The sequence below is a fragment of the Planotetraspora mira genome, assembly GCF_016863275.1.
Lineage (GTDB): Bacteria > Actinomycetota > Actinomycetes > Streptosporangiales > Streptosporangiaceae > Planotetraspora > Planotetraspora mira.
This window is the reverse complement of the sequence record NZ_BOOO01000017.1, coordinates 82325-100888: the sequence shown is the minus strand read 5'-3', so window position 1 is coordinate 100888 and position 18564 is coordinate 82325. Positions and strand designations below refer to the sequence as shown.

The 18564-nt window shown below is 70.6% G+C and carries 17 protein-coding genes; 7 read left to right on the top strand and 10 right to left on the bottom strand.

The window, feature by feature from the left end:
• Nucleotides 1–325: 325 nt before the first annotated feature.
• Nucleotides 326–2617, bottom strand: coding sequence for a M64 family metallopeptidase (locus Pmi06nite_RS17100; RefSeq protein WP_239113971.1), 2292 nt, complete (start codon nt 2615–2617; stop codon nt 326–328).
• 220 nt (nt 2618–2837) lie between these two features.
• On the bottom strand, nt 2838–3722 hold the full coding sequence (locus Pmi06nite_RS17095) for a sigma-70 family RNA polymerase sigma factor (protein ID WP_203954006.1): 885 nt from the start codon (nt 3720–3722) through the stop codon (nt 2838–2840).
• Between the two features lie 83 nt (nt 3723–3805).
• Between Pmi06nite_RS17095 and Pmi06nite_RS17090 the strand changes: the two genes are divergently transcribed.
• Nucleotides 3806–4255: a carboxymuconolactone decarboxylase family protein gene (locus Pmi06nite_RS17090; protein WP_203954005.1), complete on the top strand. Its 450-nt coding sequence runs from the start codon at nt 3806–3808 to the stop codon at nt 4253–4255.
• A 109-nt stretch (nt 4256–4364) separates the two neighbouring features.
• Here the strand turns inward: Pmi06nite_RS17090 and Pmi06nite_RS17085 are convergent, their stop codons facing one another.
• A complete protein-coding gene (locus Pmi06nite_RS17085) occupies nt 4365–5618 on the bottom strand; it encodes an alpha/beta fold hydrolase (RefSeq protein ID WP_203954004.1) in 1254 nt (417 codons plus the stop codon).
• Between the two features lie 110 nt (nt 5619–5728).
• On the opposite strand from Pmi06nite_RS17085, the gene Pmi06nite_RS17080 reads away from it, so the two are divergent.
• Together Pmi06nite_RS17080 and Pmi06nite_RS17075 are read left to right on the top strand one after the other, a co-directional pair.
• Nucleotides 5729–6679, top strand: coding sequence for a LysR family transcriptional regulator (locus Pmi06nite_RS17080; protein ID WP_203954003.1), 951 nt, complete (start codon nt 5729–5731; stop codon nt 6677–6679).
• A 73-nt stretch (nt 6680–6752) separates the two neighbouring features.
• Complete coding sequence (locus Pmi06nite_RS17075) at nt 6753–6962, top strand: hypothetical protein (RefSeq protein ID WP_203954002.1); 210 nt, start codon at nt 6753–6755, stop codon at nt 6960–6962.
• A 32-nt stretch (nt 6963–6994) separates the two neighbouring features.
• On the opposite strand, the gene Pmi06nite_RS17070 is transcribed toward Pmi06nite_RS17075, so the two are convergent.
• Entirely contained in the window at nt 6995–7651 is a 657-nt protein-coding gene (locus Pmi06nite_RS17070) for a class I SAM-dependent methyltransferase (RefSeq protein ID WP_203954001.1), read from the bottom strand.
• A gap of 222 nt (nt 7652–7873) precedes the next feature.
• Here Pmi06nite_RS17070 and Pmi06nite_RS17065 point away from each other — a divergent pair, with 222 nt between their 5' ends.
• Nucleotides 7874–8920 carry a magnesium transporter CorA family protein gene (locus Pmi06nite_RS17065; protein ID WP_203954000.1) on the top strand — a complete coding sequence of 349 codons (1047 nt, stop codon included), beginning with the start codon at nt 7874–7876 and terminating at the stop codon, nt 8918–8920.
• On the opposite strand, the gene Pmi06nite_RS17060 is transcribed toward Pmi06nite_RS17065, so the two are convergent.
• Nucleotides 8898–9749: a TIM barrel protein gene (locus Pmi06nite_RS17060; protein ID WP_203953999.1), complete on the bottom strand. Its 852-nt coding sequence runs from the start codon at nt 9747–9749 to the stop codon at nt 8898–8900. The genes Pmi06nite_RS17065 and Pmi06nite_RS17060 overlap by 23 nt on opposite strands.
• Nucleotides 9746–10795, bottom strand: coding sequence for a Gfo/Idh/MocA family oxidoreductase (locus Pmi06nite_RS17055; protein WP_203953998.1), 1050 nt, complete (start codon nt 10793–10795; stop codon nt 9746–9748). Before Pmi06nite_RS17055 ends, Pmi06nite_RS17060 begins: the two co-directional genes overlap by 4 nt.
• A gap of 99 nt (nt 10796–10894) precedes the next feature.
• On the opposite strand from Pmi06nite_RS17055, the gene Pmi06nite_RS17050 reads away from it, so the two are divergent.
• The 3 genes from Pmi06nite_RS17050 to Pmi06nite_RS17040 all read left to right on the top strand — a co-directional run bounded on the left by Pmi06nite_RS17050 (nt 10895) and on the right by Pmi06nite_RS17040 (nt 13889).
• Complete coding sequence (locus tag Pmi06nite_RS17050; RefSeq protein WP_203953997.1) at nt 10895–11896, top strand: LacI family DNA-binding transcriptional regulator; 1002 nt, start codon at nt 10895–10897, stop codon at nt 11894–11896.
• The gene (locus Pmi06nite_RS17045) at nt 11893–12627 is read left to right on the top strand and encodes a sulfite exporter TauE/SafE family protein (protein WP_203953996.1); all 735 of its coding nucleotides are present in this window, start codon (nt 11893–11895) and stop codon (nt 12625–12627) included. Before Pmi06nite_RS17050 ends, Pmi06nite_RS17045 begins: the two co-directional genes overlap by 4 nt.
• A gap of 92 nt (nt 12628–12719) precedes the next feature.
• Complete coding sequence (locus tag Pmi06nite_RS17040; protein WP_203953995.1) at nt 12720–13889, top strand: phytanoyl-CoA dioxygenase family protein; 1170 nt, start codon at nt 12720–12722, stop codon at nt 13887–13889.
• 68 nt (nt 13890–13957) lie between these two features.
• Here Pmi06nite_RS17040 and Pmi06nite_RS17035 read toward each other — a convergent pair whose 3' ends face one another.
• The 4 genes from Pmi06nite_RS17035 to Pmi06nite_RS17020 form a co-directional block, all read right to left on the bottom strand.
• A complete protein-coding gene (locus tag Pmi06nite_RS17035; protein WP_203953994.1) occupies nt 13958–15460 on the bottom strand; it encodes a CoA-acylating methylmalonate-semialdehyde dehydrogenase in 1503 nt (500 codons plus the stop codon).
• Nucleotides 15461–15586: 126 nt separating this feature from the next.
• Entirely contained in the window at nt 15587–16612 is a 1026-nt protein-coding gene (locus tag Pmi06nite_RS17030; RefSeq protein WP_203953993.1) for a Gfo/Idh/MocA family protein, read from the bottom strand.
• Nucleotides 16609–17505, bottom strand: coding sequence for an ATP-binding cassette domain-containing protein (locus tag Pmi06nite_RS17025; RefSeq protein ID WP_203953992.1), 897 nt, complete (start codon nt 17503–17505; stop codon nt 16609–16611). Before Pmi06nite_RS17025 ends, Pmi06nite_RS17030 begins: the two co-directional genes overlap by 4 nt.
• A complete protein-coding gene (locus Pmi06nite_RS17020; protein WP_203953991.1) occupies nt 17502–18557 on the bottom strand; it encodes an ABC transporter permease in 1056 nt (351 codons plus the stop codon). Before Pmi06nite_RS17020 ends, Pmi06nite_RS17025 begins: the two co-directional genes overlap by 4 nt.
• Between the last annotated feature and the right edge of the window lie 7 nt (nt 18558–18564).

The window sequence follows — 18564 nt, the reverse complement described above, 5'->3', positions numbered from 1 at the left end:
TGTCATGCTTCCCTCCCTTCCGGGTGCCCGATTCGGTCGAGAATCCACTCTGTCGGCTCGTGAAGCGCCAGGCAAGCGACGTTGACGCCTTCCTGATGACGAGTCCGCCCGCAGGCATAAATAGCGTGTCAACGCCGGATTTCCGATGATGTCGCCGCGACGGTCTCGATGCTCCTGACGCCCGATCGCAGGGCCGGCGCGACGGTGGGCACCGCGATGGGCCGGGTGCTTCAGCGGCTCACCAGCCGATATCGACGGAGGCTCGGCATGCGCGCGGGGCGCCCTCAGATGAGGACGCCCCGCGGGTTCTCGGTGGAATTCGGCGTCAGCCTCGCGCGGGCTGGACCGCCTCGTAGGACAGGTTCCGGTTCTTGGGCTGGGACGTCGTGACGAGGCCGCCGCACTGGGCGCCGGCACCGGTGAGGTCGTTGGCCACTCCGGCGTTGGAGGGCGTGGGCGTGTTGGCGGCGCAGGCCATCGCGCCGTGGATGGTGGTGCCCGTGACCACGGCCGGGTCAGTCGTGGTGTTGCCGGTCAGGCTCACCGCCCCGGTGATGTCGGAGCCGGCGATCACCAGCGCCCCGGTCGTCCCGGAGATGGCGATCGAACCGTTGACGTGGGCCTTGAGCAGGTGAACCTGGGCGGCGGACGACGACGTGAGCCCGCCCTTGATCGTGCCGCCGTTCACCACCAGCGACGCGCCACGGCGCACCGTCACAGCGCCGCTGATCTCGGCGTCGTTCAGGCAGGTGACTCCCGAGGTGACGACGAGAGCCCCCTTACGCGGGCCGGTGATCGTCGTGGTGCACTCCGGCGGCGCCGCGAGGGTCGTCACCTTGAAGCTCTTCGGCTGTCCGTAGTTGCCGGCCGCGTCGATGGAGCGGTATTCGACAGTGTGCGCGCCGCGGGGCAGCTTGCCGTACGTGAGGCTGTCGATGGTGGTTCCGCTCTCGCTGAACTGCCACGGCAGGTCGGCGGAGGTCGGCCAGCCGAAGTAGTTGAACCATCCGTCACCGTCCACCCGCGACTCACGCACGACGTATCCGGGCTGGTCGTCCTGGCCGGTGAGCTTCATGGTGAAGGGACCGTTGTAGACGTAGGCGTCGCCCGACCCGGCCAGCGGTTCGGAGAGTTCGTACTCGGTCGTGGGCAGTGAGTCGTCCACGGTCCAGGTGAGCGTCTGGCCGCCCGAGGTGGCGGTGAGGGTGTGGTCGCCGGGCGTGAGCTGTACGGCTCCCAGGTCGAGGTCCCCGTCGGTGTCGTCGAGACGCGCGCCGTCGAGAGCCCAGGTGACGGAGGGGACGCCGTCGTCGGGGTGGGTGGTCTCGGCGTAGACGACCTCCTCGCGGGCCACGGGCAGACCTGTCGGCGTGGACGACAGGAAGCCGGGGCCGGTCGCCGCGGGGGTGGTGGTCAGGCTCGTGTCCACCGTCCATGTGCGGGTCGCGGTGAGCGCGGTGCGGATGGCCGGGTCCCGGACGAAGCCGGTCGGATCCGCGACGGTCGCGGTCACCTTGTGCGTGCCGGGCGACAGGCTCAGCGTGCGCAGATCGAGCGAGGTGCCGTGGCCGGAAAGCTCAGTGCCGTCCACGCTCCACGCTGTGGTGAGCGAATGGGTGTTGGGGTGCATCGGCTCGGCCCACAGCACCCGGTCGGCGCCGACAGGAGAGGTGGTGGGCGTGCTGCCCTGGATGAGGCTGACCTTGGCCGCGATCTTCTGGGTCATGATCTCCCGGCTGACCTGGTCGTAGTAGTAGCCCAGGGTCCGCATGATCGAGTGCTGGCTCGGCCGCCAGACGCCGCTGCTCTTGTACAGGCCGCCCTCGTATCTGCCGATGAGGCCGCCGGCCTCGCTGGGCTCGCCGAGCCAGCGCCACCACTTCTTCTGCTGGTCGAGCATCTGCTGCTCGGTCAGCAACGTGTGGTGCGCGGAGGAGGGCTCCCCGCCCGCGTACGGTCCGCCGTCCACGCCACGCGAGTAGTAGGAGTACTCGTCGTCCAGGCCGCCGAGGGAGTGGCCGATCTCGTGCGGGGCGATCAGGGCCGACATCGAGTTGTGTCCCGAGGCGGTGGCATAGGTGCCGCCCGCGCCGCCGTACGTGCCGCTGTTGGCCAGCGCCAGGATCTGCCGGTTGGCGCTGCGGGTTCCCGCGACCATGTTGGCGTAGGAGTTGGCGGCCGAGTTGTTCAGGGTCAGCAGCCGCTGGACGCTGGACGCGTTGCAGCCGCCCCAGAAGCCCATGCTCAACGGCGTGGTCTTCCGGCCTGCTGACAGGTCGGGGTCGCAGCCGACGCCGGACTCGCCGGAGACGATGTCGACCCGGTAGACGTTGAAGTAGTTGCGGTACGACTTGTACGGCTCGATCGACCACAACACGTTGAGGTGATGATCGGCGTCCGCGGCGAACGTGGACTGCTCGCCCTCGGTGTAGCCGTCGCCCATGATGATCAGGTTGAAGCGCTTGGCGGGATCACCGGTGACCTGGAGCGGCACCACGGTCGCGCTGCCGACGGCAGCGGTGGTGGTGTCGGCTCCGGCCTGGGCCGCGGGGACGGTGAGGAAGACGGCGGTCATCGAGAGGGCCGCCAAGGCCGTGAACGGCCTGGGAATGCGCACGGGGGGACCTCCAGCGACAAATCGGAGTGTGCCTGCACTATCCGCCCCGCAGTGCCCCGCGTGCCCATCCCAAGTAGGGATAACTCTGGATTTATGGCTTAATGGTGACTGTAATTACTATTTGCGCGTTCTGACCTCACTGGCGAATTCGCGACCAGACAAAAGACCATTCCGACCATTGTTGGCGATTGAATTGCATTTGCCGGTCGGCTCGGCGGACTCACCCCGGATCCGGCAGGTTCATCGACGCGAGCCTGGCCGGGGCGATCACGGTCGTGATGGCGACGATCCGGCCGTCGACGACGGTGAACGCCATGACCGAGAGCGGAGTTCCGTCCTCGCGCCAGGCGACGAACCCGGGAAGGCCGTTGACGAGCACTGCTCGCCCTCTCGCGGCCGCACCGGCGGCGACTCGCGCGGATGCGCCTTCGGCGACCTTGGTGGCGCCGAGGATGACGACCGCACCGTCGGGGGTGTCGACGGTCAGCCTCACCTCAGGGTCGAGCACGCGCAGCAACCCCTCGAAGTCGCCGCGGCGAGCCGCCGCCAGGAAGGCCTGGACCACCTCGCGCTGCTCCCGACCGGCGGCCGTCGGTCGCTCGGTCTCCCGCACCTTCCTGCGAGCGCGGCTGGCCAGCATCTTGGCGGCGTCGGCGGACCTGCCGAGGATCTGGCCGATCTCGTCGAACGGCACCCCGAACAGGTCGTGCAGCACGAACGCCAGCCGCTCGCTCGGCCCGAGCGAATCCAGGACGACCAGGAGCGCAAGCCCGACCGAGTCCGCGAGCGCCACGTCGTCCTCCGGCGCGGGGCCGTCGTCAGCCGTCACGACGAGTTCGGGCAACTGGTCGTCGTAGGACGCCTCAGGACGCGTCTGGCGCGACCGCAGGACGTCGAGGCTGATCCGGCCGACCACCGTGGTCAGCCAGCCGGCGAGGTTGTGGATGGTCGCGGCGTCCTGGCGGGCCAGGCGCAGCCAGGCCTCCTGGACCACGTCCTCGGCGTCGGCGTGCGATCCGAGCATGCGGTAGGCGACCGCGCGCAGCCGGTCGCGCTGGGCCTCGAACGCCTCGCCCACCGGGTCCGCCGGGCTGGTATCGGACATGTTGTTACCTTCCTCGGATCTGCTCCGTCATGGGTGATGACGGGCCCAGAGGGGCCCAGGTAACCGATGAAGGAGCAAGACCGATGGAAGCACGCATGAAGAGCCCGGCGAATCCCGACGTGATGACGGCGATCCAGCACCTTTACAAGGCGATTCACGCCGGCGGCGTCGACCCGCTCGTGCTCGGGCTGGTCCACCTGCGGGCCAGCCAGATCAACGGCTGCAGCCCGTGCGTCTTTGCCGGGGTGGCGGCGGCCAAGAAGCACGGGGAGACCGACGAGCGGCTGCACAACGTGGTCGCCTGGCGCGAGACGCCCTTCTTCACCGAGGCGGAGCGAGCCGCACTCGCGCTGGCCGAGGCCGCCACCCGGATCCAGGACGGCGCGCCAGGGGTGACCGACGAGATCTGGGACGCCGCCGCCGCTCACTTCGACGAGGGGCAGCTGTCCGCGATCAACCTAGAGATCGCGCTGACCAACTTCTTCAACCGGATCAACCGAACGATCCGGGAGCAGGCCGGCAAGACCTGGTGAGCCCGGCGGGATGTCATCCACGGGGAGCCGCGCCTCTCGAAGCAGGGGATGACGTCCCGCCGACCGATGCCGCCGTGCCGTCAGGAGGCCGGGGGAGATCCGGCCTCGGTCAGCGGCGGACCATGTGGATCAGTCGGTTTAGTACGGCGGGGCCGCGGCTGAGGCCGTCGTGGGCGTACTCGTTGGTGATCCAATGGACCAGGCCGCCCACCGCGCCGGCCGTACGGAGTGAGTGCTCGCGGTCGACGTACATGTCGTCGTGGTAGATCGCCGCGGCCACCGGCACGGTGTTGCGGGCCAGGCGGTCGGGGTCGTACAGGTGCGGCCAGGCGCTGTAGGCGGCGAGTCGCTCGGCGCACGAGCGCAGCGGCGCCAGCGCGGGGTCCTCGTCGAAGTGCCACGGGAAGATCATTTCGCCGGTGAACCGGATCGGCCCGCCCCGCTCCAGGTCGAACTCGGGGAACGCGGCCGACGCCCGGTGTGCGGCCCAGGCGGAGGCCTCGCCCTGGCAGTAGATCATCTCGTGCAGCAGGGCGTAGAGGGGGCGTTCGGCGAAGGAGACCACGGAGTCGACCCGGCGCAGGAAGGCGTCGGAGAGCCGGCCGTTCCCGATGAACGCCTCCTCCAGCAGGTGGTGGAGGAGGTCGAAGCGCCGCTCCTGGCCGAACGTGATGCCCAGGGTCTGGAACCGGCGCGGAGTGAGCACGTCGCCGCCCGGCAGTGACACCTCGTCGTCCCGCAGGTGATCCACGACCTTTGCCGCGATTTCCTGGTCACCCGGATAGCGGGCGAAGAAGCGGTCGTTGTGGGCCAGGACGCGTGGGTAGGCGGCCCGATACACGTCGTACGGCGAGGCGGTCAGCGACGGCAACCCACCCGTGATCATCACCTCACGCAGGCCCTCCGGGGCCAGAGACAGGTAGGTGAGCGCGCAGAACCCGCCGAAGCTCTGGCCGAGAACGGTCCACGGGCGGTCACCCGCGAGGTGGGCCCGGAGCAGTTCGGCATCGCGCACGATGGCGTCGGCCCTGAAGTGGCGCAGGTCGTCCGCGGAGACGGCGAGATCGGTCAGGGTCTGCCGGGTGACGGGCGTGCTCCGTCCCGTGCCCCGCTGATCGAGCAGGACCACCCGGAAGTCCCGGCTCGCCCGCTCCAGCCAGGCGGGGAGCTCGCGCGGGGCCCTGTTGCCCGGGCCGCCTTCGAGGTAGAGCAGCCAGGGCAGGCGCGCAGGCTCCCGGTCCGCGGCGATCACCTCACGGGCGAACAACTCGATCGTCCGGCCGCCTGGGGCGGCGTGGTCGAGCGGGACCGTGATCGTGTGGTCCGTGAAGACGTATCCGGAGTGGCGGTGGGTGACGGGCATGCGGCGTTCCTCTTATCGGTCTCGGCTCCACCCTGGGCGAACTACGAAATATGCCGCAAATCCTGAAGAGGTATATTCCTGGCGTTATAGGGGTGAAAGGAGGGGCTGCTGTGCAGCTGGAGCTTCGCCACCTGCGGGTGATCTGCGCCATCGCCGACGCCGGGAGCCTCAGCAAGGCCGCCATCGCCGTCGGGGTGTCGCAACCCGCGCTCACCGCCCAGCTCCAGCGGGTCGAGGGGGCCTTCGGCGGGCAGCTCTTCCGGCGCGGACGCCTCGGCATCACCCCGACGCCCTTCGGCCAGTTCGTGCTGACCCGGGCCAGATCCATCCTGCTCACCGTGGACGAACTGCTCAGCGGGGTCAGGGCCGACGATGACCAGTCGGACGTGGCGCGCATCGGGGGATATGTGACGCCCATGCTGTCCGGCCTGCTCAGCCGGCTCTTCGCGGTGCCGGGCGTGTCGATCACCGTGCACACCGAATACTCCCCGCGGCTCCTGCTCGACCTGCTGGCCTCGCGCCGCCTCGACGCGGCGACCCTGGTCGACTACCCGGGAAACGAACTGCCCCCCGTCCCCTCGGTCGGCATGCGGCTCGTGGCGACCGAGCCGGTCTTCGTGCTCATGAGCAGTGGGCACCCGCTCGCAGGCGAGCAGGAGGTGCGTCTGGCCGACCTCGCCGGGGACGACTGGGTGATCTCGCCGCCCGACGGCGTCGGCTGGCCCGAGTGCGTCTACTCCGCGTGTCAGGAGGCGGGCTTCACCCCACGGGTCCCGCACAGCATGACCGAGCAGACGATGATCCGGCAGTTGGTGGCCGGCGGGCACGCGGTCTCACCCTGCCAGGCCACGGTGCAGGACGGTCCGGGCATCGTGGTGCGCCCGCTCGCCGGGAATCCGCTGTGGCTCCGGCATCTCGTGGCCTGGCGCCGCGACGGCCCGCTCGCCCGGCGTGCCGAGGAGCTGACCGCGTTCGCGGCGCAGGCGCATCGTGAGGCGATCGCCGAACGCCCGCACTACGCGGCCTGGCTCGCCCGTCAGCACGGGACGGCTCCCGCCTGAAGACGCGCGGCCGCCGGTCCGCGAACAAATGCCGCGATTTCTGTCGGTGCCAGGCGGCAGAATGACGCCCATTGTGACTACCACATCCATCGAAGCGCCCACCCGCCCGTTGCCGGTCGACCTCGTCGACGGGCCCGCCGGGCTGCTGTATCTCCTGCCGCGGGCTCCGCTCACCCTCGACGACTGCGAAGCGTTGTCGCAGGCTCTCGCCGTCCGCGCGGCCGCTCTGCGTGATCGGGCGGCGGCTCCGGCCAGGCCGGGCCAGGGGACCCCGAGAACATGACCTCCCGCCGCCGGCGGTCGGGTGGCCGGCCGTCAGGCGGTCTTCCTGGCGGCGCCGATCACATGGCTGACCGCGAGGACGGAGAACCGGAACACGTGATCGACCACGAACCCGGCCGTCTCGATGGCGGTCAGCGTGTCCCTGGCGGGGTGGCAGCCCCCGCACACCTGTGACCAGAGGGGCGTGACGAGACTCTCGGCGACCGCGGCGAGGGGGTTGGCCGACCGCACGTGCTCGTAGAAGCGCAGTTCGCCGCCGGGCTTGAGCACCCGCTTGACCTCCGCGAGGGACTGCCCGAGGTCGGGCGCGGTGCACAGGATCAGCGAGCAGACGACGGCGTCGAACGCGCCGTCCGGCACCGGGAGGCGGGTGACGTCGCCGGCGACCCGGTAGACCGGGACCGGTCCCCGCTCGCAGTTCAGGCGGACCGTGTCGAGCAGGAAGGAATCGGTCTCGGCGACGGCGATCTCCTGGACCGTGTTCGGGTAGCAGGCGAATTTGACCCCGTCGCCCGCACCGATCTCCAGCACCGTTCCGCTGAGACCCTCCGTCAGCAGGCGGCGCTCCTCCGTGGGCCGGAGGGACGATCCGTGGCCGAAGCAGGCGGGACGGGGGTGATGGAACTGCTCCATGCCGCGGCCGTGCCACTGCCGGACGTCCGCCGCTCGCCACGAGGAAATCATCGTCATGGACCAAATATGAGCTGATCAGTCGTTTGCCACGGGAATCTTGATTCGATCCTTACGGGTACGGCTCGCATCGCTACGCCCGATTGACGGGGGAGGTTCCATGATGGGTGGATTCGGGGGTCCATGACCGAGATGGGAATGGCCGCCCTGGCAGGATCGAATGAGTGGGGCAACACGGCGCCGGGGTCTGGTCCAGCGGTTGCGCTCGGGGGTGGAGGCCGAATGGACGTGCGCCTGATCGGTGACGAGGGGATCGAGGAGCGTACCGTCGAGGAACTGGCGGGGCTGCTCGCCCGGCAGGACGGCCTGGTGTGGGTGGACATCCCGAGTTGCGACAGAGACGCCGCACGAGTGCTGTCGGAGGTGTTCGCCTTCCATCCCATGGCGGTCAAGGACTGCGTCGAACGCAACCGGGTGCCCAAGATGCACGCCTACCTGGACCACGTGTTCGTCGTCCTGCACACGCCGGAGCGGGGCGAGCGCGGCCACGTGCATTACATCGAGCTCGACCAGTTCGTCGGCCGCAACTACCTGGTGACGGTCCACGGCCCGATCAACCCGGCGGTCGATCCGGAGATCGCGCTGCGCGAGACCCGGGCCGTCCTGTCACGGATCAAGGCCGGGCGCCTGCGGCCCGCCACGGCCTTCGAACTGTCCCACGCGATCGTCTCCGCTCTGATCCGCAACCAGGAGGAGTACGTGGAGACGGTGACCAGCGACGTGTGGCGACTGGAGCAGCGGGTCACCGGCGGGCACGTCGGCGAACCCGAAGAGTTCCTCAACGAGCTGTTCCGCGCCCGCCACGGCCTGCTCGCCGTACGGACCATGGGCGCGCTGAGCAGCGCGATCTACGGGGGGATGGCCGGTCTCACGCGGATCTCGCCCGGAGGGCAGCGCCTCGTGGTCGACATCGCCGGCCAGTTCGAGCGGATCCGCCGCGTGGCCGACGGCGAGCGGGAGTACCTCCAGGGGGTCATCGAGTTCTACCAGACCACCCTCACCATCAAGGCGGCGCTGATCGGTCAGGCGCAGAACGAGGAGGTCAAGCACCTGACCGAGGCCAGCTACGCCCAGAACGAGGAGATCAAGAAGATCTCGGCCTGGGCGGCGATCATCTTCGCTCCCTCTCTCATCGGCACCGTGTACGGCATGAACTTCGAACACATGCCGGAGCTGCACTGGGTCCTGGGCTACCCCCTGGCTCTGGTCGCCATGGTCCTGGCCTCCGCCGTGCTCTACATGGTGTTCAAACGGAGGGGATGGTTGTGATCTCCGTGCCGCGTACGGAGGACTCGACGGTGAAGGCGTCCCGGAAGGCGCGCAGGGCCGCCGTGCCGTCCCCGGAGGCCCAGCCCTCCAGGCCGATCGTGCCGGTGTAGCCCATGGCCGCCAGGGCCCGTGCGACGGCGGGGTAGTTGATCTCGCCGGTGCCGGGCTCGCAGCGTCCCGGCACGTCCGCCACCTGGATCTCACCGATCCACGGCAGGGCCCGGCGGCACAGCTCGATGAGGTTCCCCTCGCCGATCTGGGCGTGGTAGAGGTCGAGCATCAGCCGCAGATGGTCGCCGCCGACCGACTCCACGAGCGCCAGGCAGTCCTCCGCCCGGCCGAAGGGCACGCCCGGGTGGTCCACGGCGGTGTTCAGGTTCTCGAGCACGAAGGTGACCCCGTGCTCCTGCCCGAGGCGGGCGATCCGGCCGAGCGTGCGGTGTGCGGCCAGCCACATCGCGCCGGTCACCTCCGTCGCCGGAACCACCGGCAGGCCGTCACCGTCGAGGCCGGTCCCGTGCAGGTTGAGCCTCGGGATCCCGAGCCGCCGCGCCACCGCCACGGACTCCGCGGCGGTCGCGAGCAGTTCGTCCGCGGCGGCCGGATCGGTGAGACCTCCCCGCACGTAGCCGGTCATGGAGGAGTAGACGGCCCCCTCCTCGCGGAGGGCGGCCAGCATGCCGATGTCGTGGCGGGTCCAGTCCCAGATCTCGACCTGGAAGTCCAGTTCGGTGATCCGCCGGACCCGCTCGGCCACGGGCAGCTCACGGAAGACCATCTCGGCGCAGACCGCCAACGTGAACGGGCCCTGCCTGCCGCGCGTGCTCATACGGCGGCCTCCTCGGGCCGGTCGATCTCGCCGACGCGGACCGGAGCGCCGCGTTCGACCGACGCGACGCACGCCAGCGCGATCCGCAACGCGGCCCGCGCGTCGTGTCCTCCCACCAGGGGCGGGGTGCCCTCACGCACCGCCAGGCAGAAGGCGGCCAGTTCGGCGGCGTACGCGTCGGGGAAGAGTTCGGTGTCCGCACGCACGGTCGGGCCCGCCACGCCGGCGCCGCTCCAGTGCCGTACGGCAGGCTGGGCCGGGGTGCCGACGGTCACCATCCCGGCGGAGCCGAAGACCTCGCCGCGCACGTCGTAACCGTAGGCCGCGGAGAAGCTCGCCTCCGCCGTGGCGAGCGCGCCGTTGCCGAACCGGATGGTCACCACGGCGGTGTCGAGGAGCCCGGCGGAGCGGAAACCGGGTGCGACGAGGGCGTCGGCCATGGCGTTGACCTCCACGGCCGCCGCGCCGGAGTTGAACCAGTTGAGGGTGTCGAAATCGTGGATGAGCGTCTGGGTGAAGATCGTCCACGGCGGGACCGCCCCGGGATCCGCCAGGCCGGGGTCGCGCGTGAGCGAGCGGAGGAGTTGCGGCGTGCCGACGCCGCCGTCCTCGACGATCCTCTTGGCCGCGGCGAAGTCGGCGGCGAAGCGGCGGTTGAACCCGACCTGCAGGGGCACGCCCGCCCGCTCGCAGGCCGCGATCGCCTCGTCCGCCTCGTCGAGGGTCATCGCCATCGGCTTCTCGCAGAACACGGCCTTGCCCGCCGCGGCGGCCCTGATCACGAGGTCCGCGTGCGCGGTCGAGGAGGAGGTGACGGCCACCGCCTCGACGCGATCGTCGGCCAGCACGGCGTCGACATCGGTGGTGGCCGCGGCGCCGAGTGGTGCGGCGAGCCGCTCCGCCGCCCCGCCCGCGGGGTCGGCGACGACGACCAACTCGGCCTCCGGAAGGCGCCGGGCGAGCGTGGTGGCGTGGAAGGTGCCGATGCGGCCGGCGCCGATGAGCCCGAAGCGCACCGGCTCGGGAAGAGGGGAGGGGAAGGGCACGAAGACTCCTAGACTAGAGCGCTCTAGTACGAGCATCGCGCCGACCTCGGCGCCTCGTCAAGGGCGCGCGACTAGAGCGCTCCAGTTACAGTGGTCCGCATGAGTGTCGCTCGCCCGACCATGGAGGACGTCGCCGCCCGCGCGGGTGTTTCCCGGGCGCTGGTCTCCATCGTCTTCCGCGGCGCGGTGGGCGCCTCGGAGGGCACCCGCGAGCGGGTGCTCGCCGCGGCCGCCGATCTGGGCTACCAGCCGGACCGGCGGGCCAGCCGTCTGGGCAGGACCCGCACCCGGATGCTCGGCGTCGTGTTCGGCGTCGGCCACGCCTTCCACGGCGATCTGATCGACAGCCTGTACGCCGCGGCGGCCGTCTCGGACTACGAGGTGGTGCTGAGCGGAGTTACCCCGCGCCGTTCCGAGGAGGAGGCGGTCCGCGCCCTGCTCGCGGAGCGGTGTGAGGGGATCGTCCTGGTCGGCTCGGCGCTGCCGTCCCCGGCACTGTCCGAACTGGCGGGCCGGCTGCCGACCGTCAGCGTGTTGCGCGACGTGCGCGTGGAAGGCGTCGACGTGGTGCGCACCGACGATGCGGAGGGCCTGCGCCAGGCGGTGACGCATCTCCACGGGCTCGGCCATCGACGCATCGTCCACGCGGACGGAGGCCGGGCGCCGGGGGCGGCGCAGCGCCGCCGGGGCTACCGGAGCGCCGTGCGCCGCCTCGGCCTTCCCCCGATGCCGCTCCTGCCCGGTGGCCTCACCGAGGAGGACGGCGCCCGGGCCGCCGCCGTGCTGCTGGGCCTGCCTCCGGGGGAGGGGCCGACGGCGGTGACGGCCTTCAACGACCGCTGCGCGCTCGGGTTCGTCGACGCGGTCCGCCGTGCCGGGCTGAAGGTCCCCGAGCAGTTGTCGGTCGTCGGGTTCGACGACATCCGGGCGGCGTCCTACGCCCACATCGCCCTGACGACCGTTCGGCAGGACGCGGACGCGCTGGGCCGCCTGGCCATCGAGCGCGCCGCGTCCCGCCTCGATGGAGGAGAGCCGCCGGGGAACCCGGTGGTCGTGGCGCCGGCCCTGGTGGTCCGGGCCACCACGGGGGCTCCCCGATGACCGTGGCCGTCGCGGTCCTGTTCGGGGTGGCGGCGCTCCTGGTGGGATTCGCCAAGACCGCGATCGGCGGTCTGGCGACCATCTCGGTCGCCGTCTTCGCCAGTCTGATGCCGGCCAGGGAGTCGACGGCGGCCATCCTGCTCGTGCTGCTCGTCGGGGACGTCATGGCGGTCTGGCACTACCGCCATGACTGCGACTGGTCGCTGCTGCGCCGGCTCATCCCCGCGGTGCTGCCCGGGCTCGTGCTGGGCGCGCTGTTCCTCGCCGTGGTCGACGACGACCTGCTGCGGCGCGTCATCGGCGTACTGCTCGTGATCATGGCCGTCCTCCAGTTGTTGCTGCGCTGGCGCCCTCCGGCGGCCGGTGGCATCGCGTCCGGGAGGACGGCCGCGGTGGGAGCGGGCCTCGCCGCGGGATTCGTGACCATGATCGCGAACGCGGCGGGCTCGGTGATGACCCTGTACCTCATCGCGCGAGGGGTGGAGAAGCGGCGCTTCCTCGGGACCGGCGCGTTCTTCTTCTTCGGCGTGAACCTCTGCAAGGTGCCCTTCAGCGCGAGCCTGGGGCTGTTCCACACCGAGACGATGACCCTGGCGCTCGTCCTCGCGCCGCTGGTCCTCGTCGGCGGCTGGGCGGGCCTCCACGTGGCGCGGCGGATCAGCCAGGCCCGCTTCGAACAGGCCGTGCTCGGTGCGTCGGTCCTCGCCGCGCTGGCCCTGGTCGCGCGCTGACGGCCGCCTTGAGGCACTTCGCCGCTGGTACGGCCCGACGGTCCGCAACATGCTGGAGGAAACGCCGACTCCGTCGTCTACAGGAGGATTCCATGGCCACCGCTCCACAGGGCCGGCTGCGTGCCGGCGACGCCCGGCTCGAAGATCTCCTCCAGGTGCTCAAGGCGCGCACCGACCGCGCCGACCATCCGAACGCCGACCGCGTCGAGCAGGAGGTCCCGGTGTACGCCGCGGCCGTGCTGCGGGGCGCGGCGGCCGAGCCCGACGGCGGGCGCCCCCTGCAGGCGGAGATCGCCCACGCCCTGTCGGCGGGGCCCGGCATCGTCGTCGTCGAGGGGGCCTTCGACCCCGCCGTGGTCGATCGGGTCAGCGCGGCGTTCACGCGGATGATCGAGGAACAGCGGGCGTCCGGGGTCGCGGTCGGCGACCACTTCGCCAAGCCCGGTGCCAACGACCGGGTCTGGAACGCGCTGGAGAAGCTCGCGGTGGCCGATCCGGAGGCCTTCGCCGACTACTACGCCGACGACGCCGTCGCCCTGGTGTCCACCGCCTGGCTGGGCCCGGGCTACCAGGTCACCTCCCAGGTCAACGTCGTCAACCCCGGGGGAGAGGGGCAGACGGTCCACCGGGACTACCACCTCGGCTTCCAGTCGCCGGAGGTCTCGGCGCTGTATCCCGCGCACGTGCATGATCTCTCCCCTCTGCTGACCCTCCAGGGCGCGGTCGCCCACTGCGACATGCCGGTGGAGTCGGGTCCGACGCTCTACCTGCCGCACTCGCAGAAGTACGGCCTCGGTTACCTCGCCTACCGGCTGAAGGAGTTCCAGGACTACTTCGCCGGTCACCACATCCAGTTGCCGCTGGGCAAGGGCGACGCGGTCTTCTTCAACCCGGCGCTGTTCCACGCCGCCGGGTCGAACCACTCGGCGGACATCAGGCGGATGGCCAACCTGCTGCAGGTCTCGTCCGCGTTCGGGCGGGCCATGGAGACCGTCGACCGCGAGCGCATGGTGAACGCGGTCTACCCCGCGCTGCTCTCCCGCAAGGCCGCGGGGTGGGATCGCCGCGCCCTGGCCAACGTCGTGGCCGCCACCGCCGAGGGCTATTCCTTCCCCACCAACCTCGACCGCGACCGGCCGATCGGGGGCATGGCCCCGCCCACCCAGGCCGCGCTCGTCGAGGAGGCGCTCGACGCGGGCACGTCCCCGGAGGTCCTGGCCGAGCGCCTCGCGGCCCAGGCCGCGGCCAAGCTGAGCCGCTGACCGGGGGCCGCCTCCGCATGACCGTGTGACCTCACCCCGGCTCGGGGTGAGGTCACACGTCACAGCGGTCAGTCGTTCTGCGGGAAGCCCAGGTTGAGCCCGCCGTGGCTCGGGTCGAGCCACCGGGAGGTGACGACCTTGCCGCGGGTGAAGAAGTGCACACCCTCGGTGCCGTGGGCGTGGGTGTCGCCGAAGAGGCTGTTCTTCCATCCGCCGAACGAGTAGTAGGACACCGGCACCGGGATCGGCACGTTGATGCCGACCATGCCCACCTCCACCTCGTTCTGGAAGCGCCGTGCGGCGCCGCCGTCGTTGGTGAAGATCGCCGTGCCGTTGCCGTACGGGTTGGCGTTGATGAGGCGGAGTCCGTCCTCGTACGACTTCACCCGCACGACCGAGAGCACCGGGCCGAAGATCTCGTCACGGTAGACGGACATGTCGGTGGTGACGTGGTCGAGGAGCGTCGGGCCGAGCCAGAAGCCGTCCGCGCCGCCGTCGAACTCGCCGTCGCGGCCGTCGACGACGACGGTCGCCCCCTCGGCGGCCCCGGCGTCCACGTAGCCGCTCACCTTGTCGCGGTGCGCACCGGTGACGAGCGGGCCCATGTCGCAGCCGCGGGTGCCGTCGCCGGTGCGCAGCTTGCTCATCCGGTCCTTGATCTTCTCCACGAGTTCGTCGGCGACGGTGTCGACCGCGACGAGGGCGGAGATCGCCATGCAGCGCTCGCCCGCGGAGCCGAAGCCCGCGTTGACGGCGGCGTCGGCGGCCAGGTCGAGGTCCGCGTCGGGCAGGACCAGCATGTGGTTCTTGGCGCCGCCGAGGGCCTGGACCCGCTTGCCGTTCGCGGTCCCGGTCTCATAGACGTACCGGGCGATGGGGGTGGAGCCGACGAACGAGACGGCCTTGACGTCAGGATGGGTCAGCAGCGTGTCGACGGCCTCCTTGTCGCCGTGGACGACGTTCATGATCCCGTCGGGCAGGCCGGCCTCGGTCCACAGCCGGGCCACGGCGAGGGCCGCCGAGGGGTCCTTCTCGCTGGGCTTGAGGATCACGGCGTTGCCGCAGGCGATGGCGACCGGGATGAACCACAGCGGGACCATGGCGGGGAAGTTGAACGGCGAGATCACGCCGACGACGCCGAGCGGCTGCCGGATGGAGAACACGTCCACGTTGGTGGAGGCGTTCTCGCTGAACCCGCCCTTCAGCAGATGCGGGATGCCACAGGCGAACTCGGCGACCTCGAGGCCCCGCGTCACCTCGCCGAGCGCGTCGTCGAGGACCTTGCCGTGCTCGGCGGTGATCAGCGCGGCGATCTCGTGCTTGCGCTCGTTGAGGAGCTGGCGGAAGGCGAAGAGCACCTGCGTGCGCTTGGCGAGGGAGGTGCGGGCCCAGCCCGGCCACGCGGCCGCGGCCGTGGCCACGACCTCGCCGACGAGGCCGGCGGACGCGAGGTCGACGCGGCCGGTGACCGCTCCGGTGGCGGGGTTGAAGACCTCGCCGGTTCGCTCGGAGGTGCCCTCCCACGGGCGGCCCCCGACGAGGTGGGTGATGCGGGCGGGTTCGGTGCTCACGGTGTTCACGGTCCTTCTACGTGCTGGATGGTCGGCGGTGTGCCGGTGGTCCGGGGGGTGCGAAGGCGGGGGGCGCGGCCCGTCGGCCGAGGCGGTCGTGGATGGTCTGGGGATCGAGGGCGAGCCTCACCGGTCACCCCCGAGGACGTCTGCCCGGCCGGCCATGGCGACGGTGACGGGCCTGCCGGTCGCGAGCGACTCCATGCCGGCCGTGCACACCGCCGTGGCGGCGTACCCGTCCCAGGCGGTGGGCCCGACGACCTCGCCGCGGCGCGACGCGTCGACCCAGGCCTGGACCTCCGCGTCGTAGGCTCTGGCGAAGCGGTCACGGAAGTCGTCCGGGATGCGGCCGCCGTACTGGTTGGCGCGGCGGACGAACACGCTCTGCCCGAGGCCGATCGTGACGTTGCCCCGCTCGGCCACGGCCTCGCAGCGCACCTCGTAGCCGACCTGGCTGTTGACGAAGACCTCGCTCGTGGCCATGCCGCCGCCGGCCATCCGGAAGATCGCCACCTGGGGGTCGAGGATCCCCTCGGCGGCCTCTCCGGTGGGTTTCGGGGCGAGCACGGTGATCGTCTCGATCTCGTCGCCGAAGAGCCACCGGCAGACGTCGACCTCGTGGACGAGCGAGTCGCGGACGATCATCTCCGAGCGGAACGAGTCCGCGACACTCCGGTTGCGGTGCGTGTTGTGCACGAGCAGGATCCGGCCGAGGTCGCCGGAGTCGATCAGCCGCTTCATCTCGGCGTACTCGGGATCGAAGCGCCGCATGAAGCCGACCTGGACGAGCGGGCGGCCGGCCTTGCGCTCGGCCTCGACGACACGCAGCGACGACTCGCTGTCCATCGTCAGCGGCTTCTCGCACAGGGTGGGCTTGCCGCGCTCGACGCAGGCGAGGACCTGCTCCTCGTGGACGAAGCCGGGCGAGGCGATGAGCACGGCGTCGACGCCCTCGTCGGCGATGAGGTCGAGCGGGTCGCCGACGGCGCGGACGCCGTCGAAGCGGGCGGCCAGCTCGGCGGCCCTCGCGGTGTCGGGGTCGGACACCGCGACCAGGTCCGCTCCGGCGATGCGGTGGACGAGGCGCTCGGCGTGGTCGGCGCCCATCAGGCCGACGCCGACGACCCCGACCCGCAAGGGTGCCGCACTCATGCGCTCGGTTCCTCCTCTTGCGGGCGGGCGGGGGCCTCCACCTGACCGTGTTCCACCTCGGCGGGCGTGACGACCTTGCCCGGGTCGACCCCGCGCAGCTCGTGGCTCAGCTCCGCGAGCTCCTGGCCGCCCGCCATCTCCGTCGTGAGCTGCTCCAGCGTTAGCTCGTCGCGGTGGGCGTCGAGCACCACGCGGCCCAGCTTGAGGATCACGAAGTGGTTGCCGACGAGGTGGGCGTGGTGCGGGTTGTGGGTGATGAAGATGACGCCGAGGCCGGCGTCGCGGGCCTTGACGATGTACCTCAGGACGACGCCGGACTGCTTGACGCCGAGCGCGGCCGTCGGCTCGTCGAGGATGATGACCCTCGCCCCGAAGTAGATGGCCCTGGCGATCGCGATGCACTGGCGCTGGCCGCCGGAGAGGCCGCCCACCGGCCGGTCGAGATCGGGGATGATGATCCCCATCTTGGCCAGCTCCTCGTCGCAGATCCGCTTCATCCGGGCGATGTCCAGTGTGCGGAACAGCCCCTTGTGGATCTCGTTGCCCAGGAAGAAGTTCCGCCAGACCGACATCAGGGGCGCGAGGGCGAGGTCCTGGTAGACGGTGGCGATCCCGCTGGCCTGGGCGGCGCGCGGGGACGGGAAACGGCACTCGACGCCGTCGAGCGTCATCGTGCCGTCGGTGTGCTCGTGCAGGCCGGAGATGATTTTGATCAGGGTGGACTTGCCTGCTCCGTTGTCACCGAGCACGCAGGTGACCTCACCCTGGCGGACGTTGAGGCTGACACCGCGCAGCGCGTGCACGTTGCCGTAGCTCTTGCCCACGTCGTCGAGGGTGAGGATGGGGGTGTCCGAGTGCGCGGCGTCGTGCCGCTCGACGGTCGCGGAGCTCATCGTCTGTCCGCCTTCAGCTTGACGTACACGTTCACGACGGTGGCGAGCAGCAGCATCACCCCGAGGAACGTCTTGAACCAGTCGGGGTTCCATCCGGCGTAGTTGATGCCGAGCTGGGTCATCCCGAAGATCAGCGCACCGATCGAGGCGCCGATCACCGAGCCGTATCCGCCGGTGAGCAGGCAGCCGCCGATCACCGCGGCGATGATGAAGATGAACTCCTTGCCGACGCCCTCGCCGGACTGGACGGTGTTGAACTGGAAGAGCAGGTGCATGCCGGACAGCCAGGCGCAGAAGCCGACGGCCATGAAGAGGCCGATCTTCGTCGCCTTGACGGGGACGCCGACGGCCCGGGCCGCGGCGGAGTCGCCGCCGACCGCGAAGATCCAGTTGCCCACCCGGGTGCGCAGCAGGACGTACGCCGCGATCAGGGTCAGCACGACCCAGTAGAGGACGGTGACCTTCAGGGTGACCGGCCCGAGTGTGATCTCGGAGCCGAAGACCTTCTGCGCGCTGACGAAGCCGTCCATGTCGCTGATGTCGGCGGTGGCGACGTTGCCGGTCAGCAGCCTCGTCACGCCGAGGTTGACGCCCTGCAGGATGAAGAAGGTGCCGAGTGTGACGAGGAAGCTCGGCAGGCCGGTCTTGAACAGCAGCCACCCGTTGAACGCGCCGACGGCGACGGAGACGACGAGCGCCAGGATGACGCCCACCCAGACGTTGAGGCCCAGGTTCCAGGCGATGAGGGAGGCGGACAGGCCGGAGGTGGTCGCCGCGACGCCCGCGGACAGGTCGAACTCGCCGCCGATCATGAGCAGTCCCACGGGGACGGCCATGATGCCGATGGTCGAGGCCCCGTAGAGGATCGTCCCGACGTTGGCGATGTTGCGGAAGGGGACCGCCACCGCCATGAAGAGCAGGAAGATCACGATTGCGCCGATGAGCGACCCGACCTCGGGCCGGCTCAGTAACCGGGCGGCGAGGGAACGGCTGGCGACCCGGTCGTCCCGGGTCGCCCCCGCCCTGCCCGGCTCCGTTGCCGTAGCAGTCATTTGTCAG

Coding starts and splice junctions, on each gene's coding strand:
- Pmi06nite_RS17030 (WP_203953993.1), bottom strand. CDS start 16,612: ATGAGTGCGGCACCCTTGCGGGTCGGGGTCGTCGGCGTCGGCCTGATG.
- Pmi06nite_RS17050 (WP_203953997.1), top strand. CDS start 10,895: ATGAGTGTCGCTCGCCCGACCATGGAGGACGTCGCCGCCCGCGCGGGT.
- Pmi06nite_RS17085 (WP_203954004.1), bottom strand. CDS start 5,618: ATGCCCGTCACCCACCGCCACTCCGGATACGTCTTCACGGACCACACG.
- Pmi06nite_RS17070 (WP_203954001.1), bottom strand. CDS start 7,651: ATGACGATGATTTCCTCGTGGCGAGCGGCGGACGTCCGGCAGTGGCAC.
- Pmi06nite_RS17090 (WP_203954005.1), top strand. CDS start 3,806: ATGGAAGCACGCATGAAGAGCCCGGCGAATCCCGACGTGATGACGGCG.
- Pmi06nite_RS17040 (WP_203953995.1), top strand. CDS start 12,720: ATGGCCACCGCTCCACAGGGCCGGCTGCGTGCCGGCGACGCCCGGCTC.
- Pmi06nite_RS17065 (WP_203954000.1), top strand. CDS start 7,874: ATGGACGTGCGCCTGATCGGTGACGAGGGGATCGAGGAGCGTACCGTC.
- Pmi06nite_RS17020 (WP_203953991.1), bottom strand. CDS start 18,557: ATGACTGCTACGGCAACGGAGCCGGGCAGGGCGGGGGCGACCCGGGAC.
- Pmi06nite_RS17045 (WP_203953996.1), top strand. CDS start 11,893: ATGACCGTGGCCGTCGCGGTCCTGTTCGGGGTGGCGGCGCTCCTGGTG.
- Pmi06nite_RS17025 (WP_203953992.1), bottom strand. CDS start 17,505: ATGAGCTCCGCGACCGTCGAGCGGCACGACGCCGCGCACTCGGACACC.
- Pmi06nite_RS17060 (WP_203953999.1), bottom strand. CDS start 9,749: ATGAGCACGCGCGGCAGGCAGGGCCCGTTCACGTTGGCGGTCTGCGCC.
- Pmi06nite_RS17095 (WP_203954006.1), bottom strand. CDS start 3,722: ATGTCCGATACCAGCCCGGCGGACCCGGTGGGCGAGGCGTTCGAGGCC.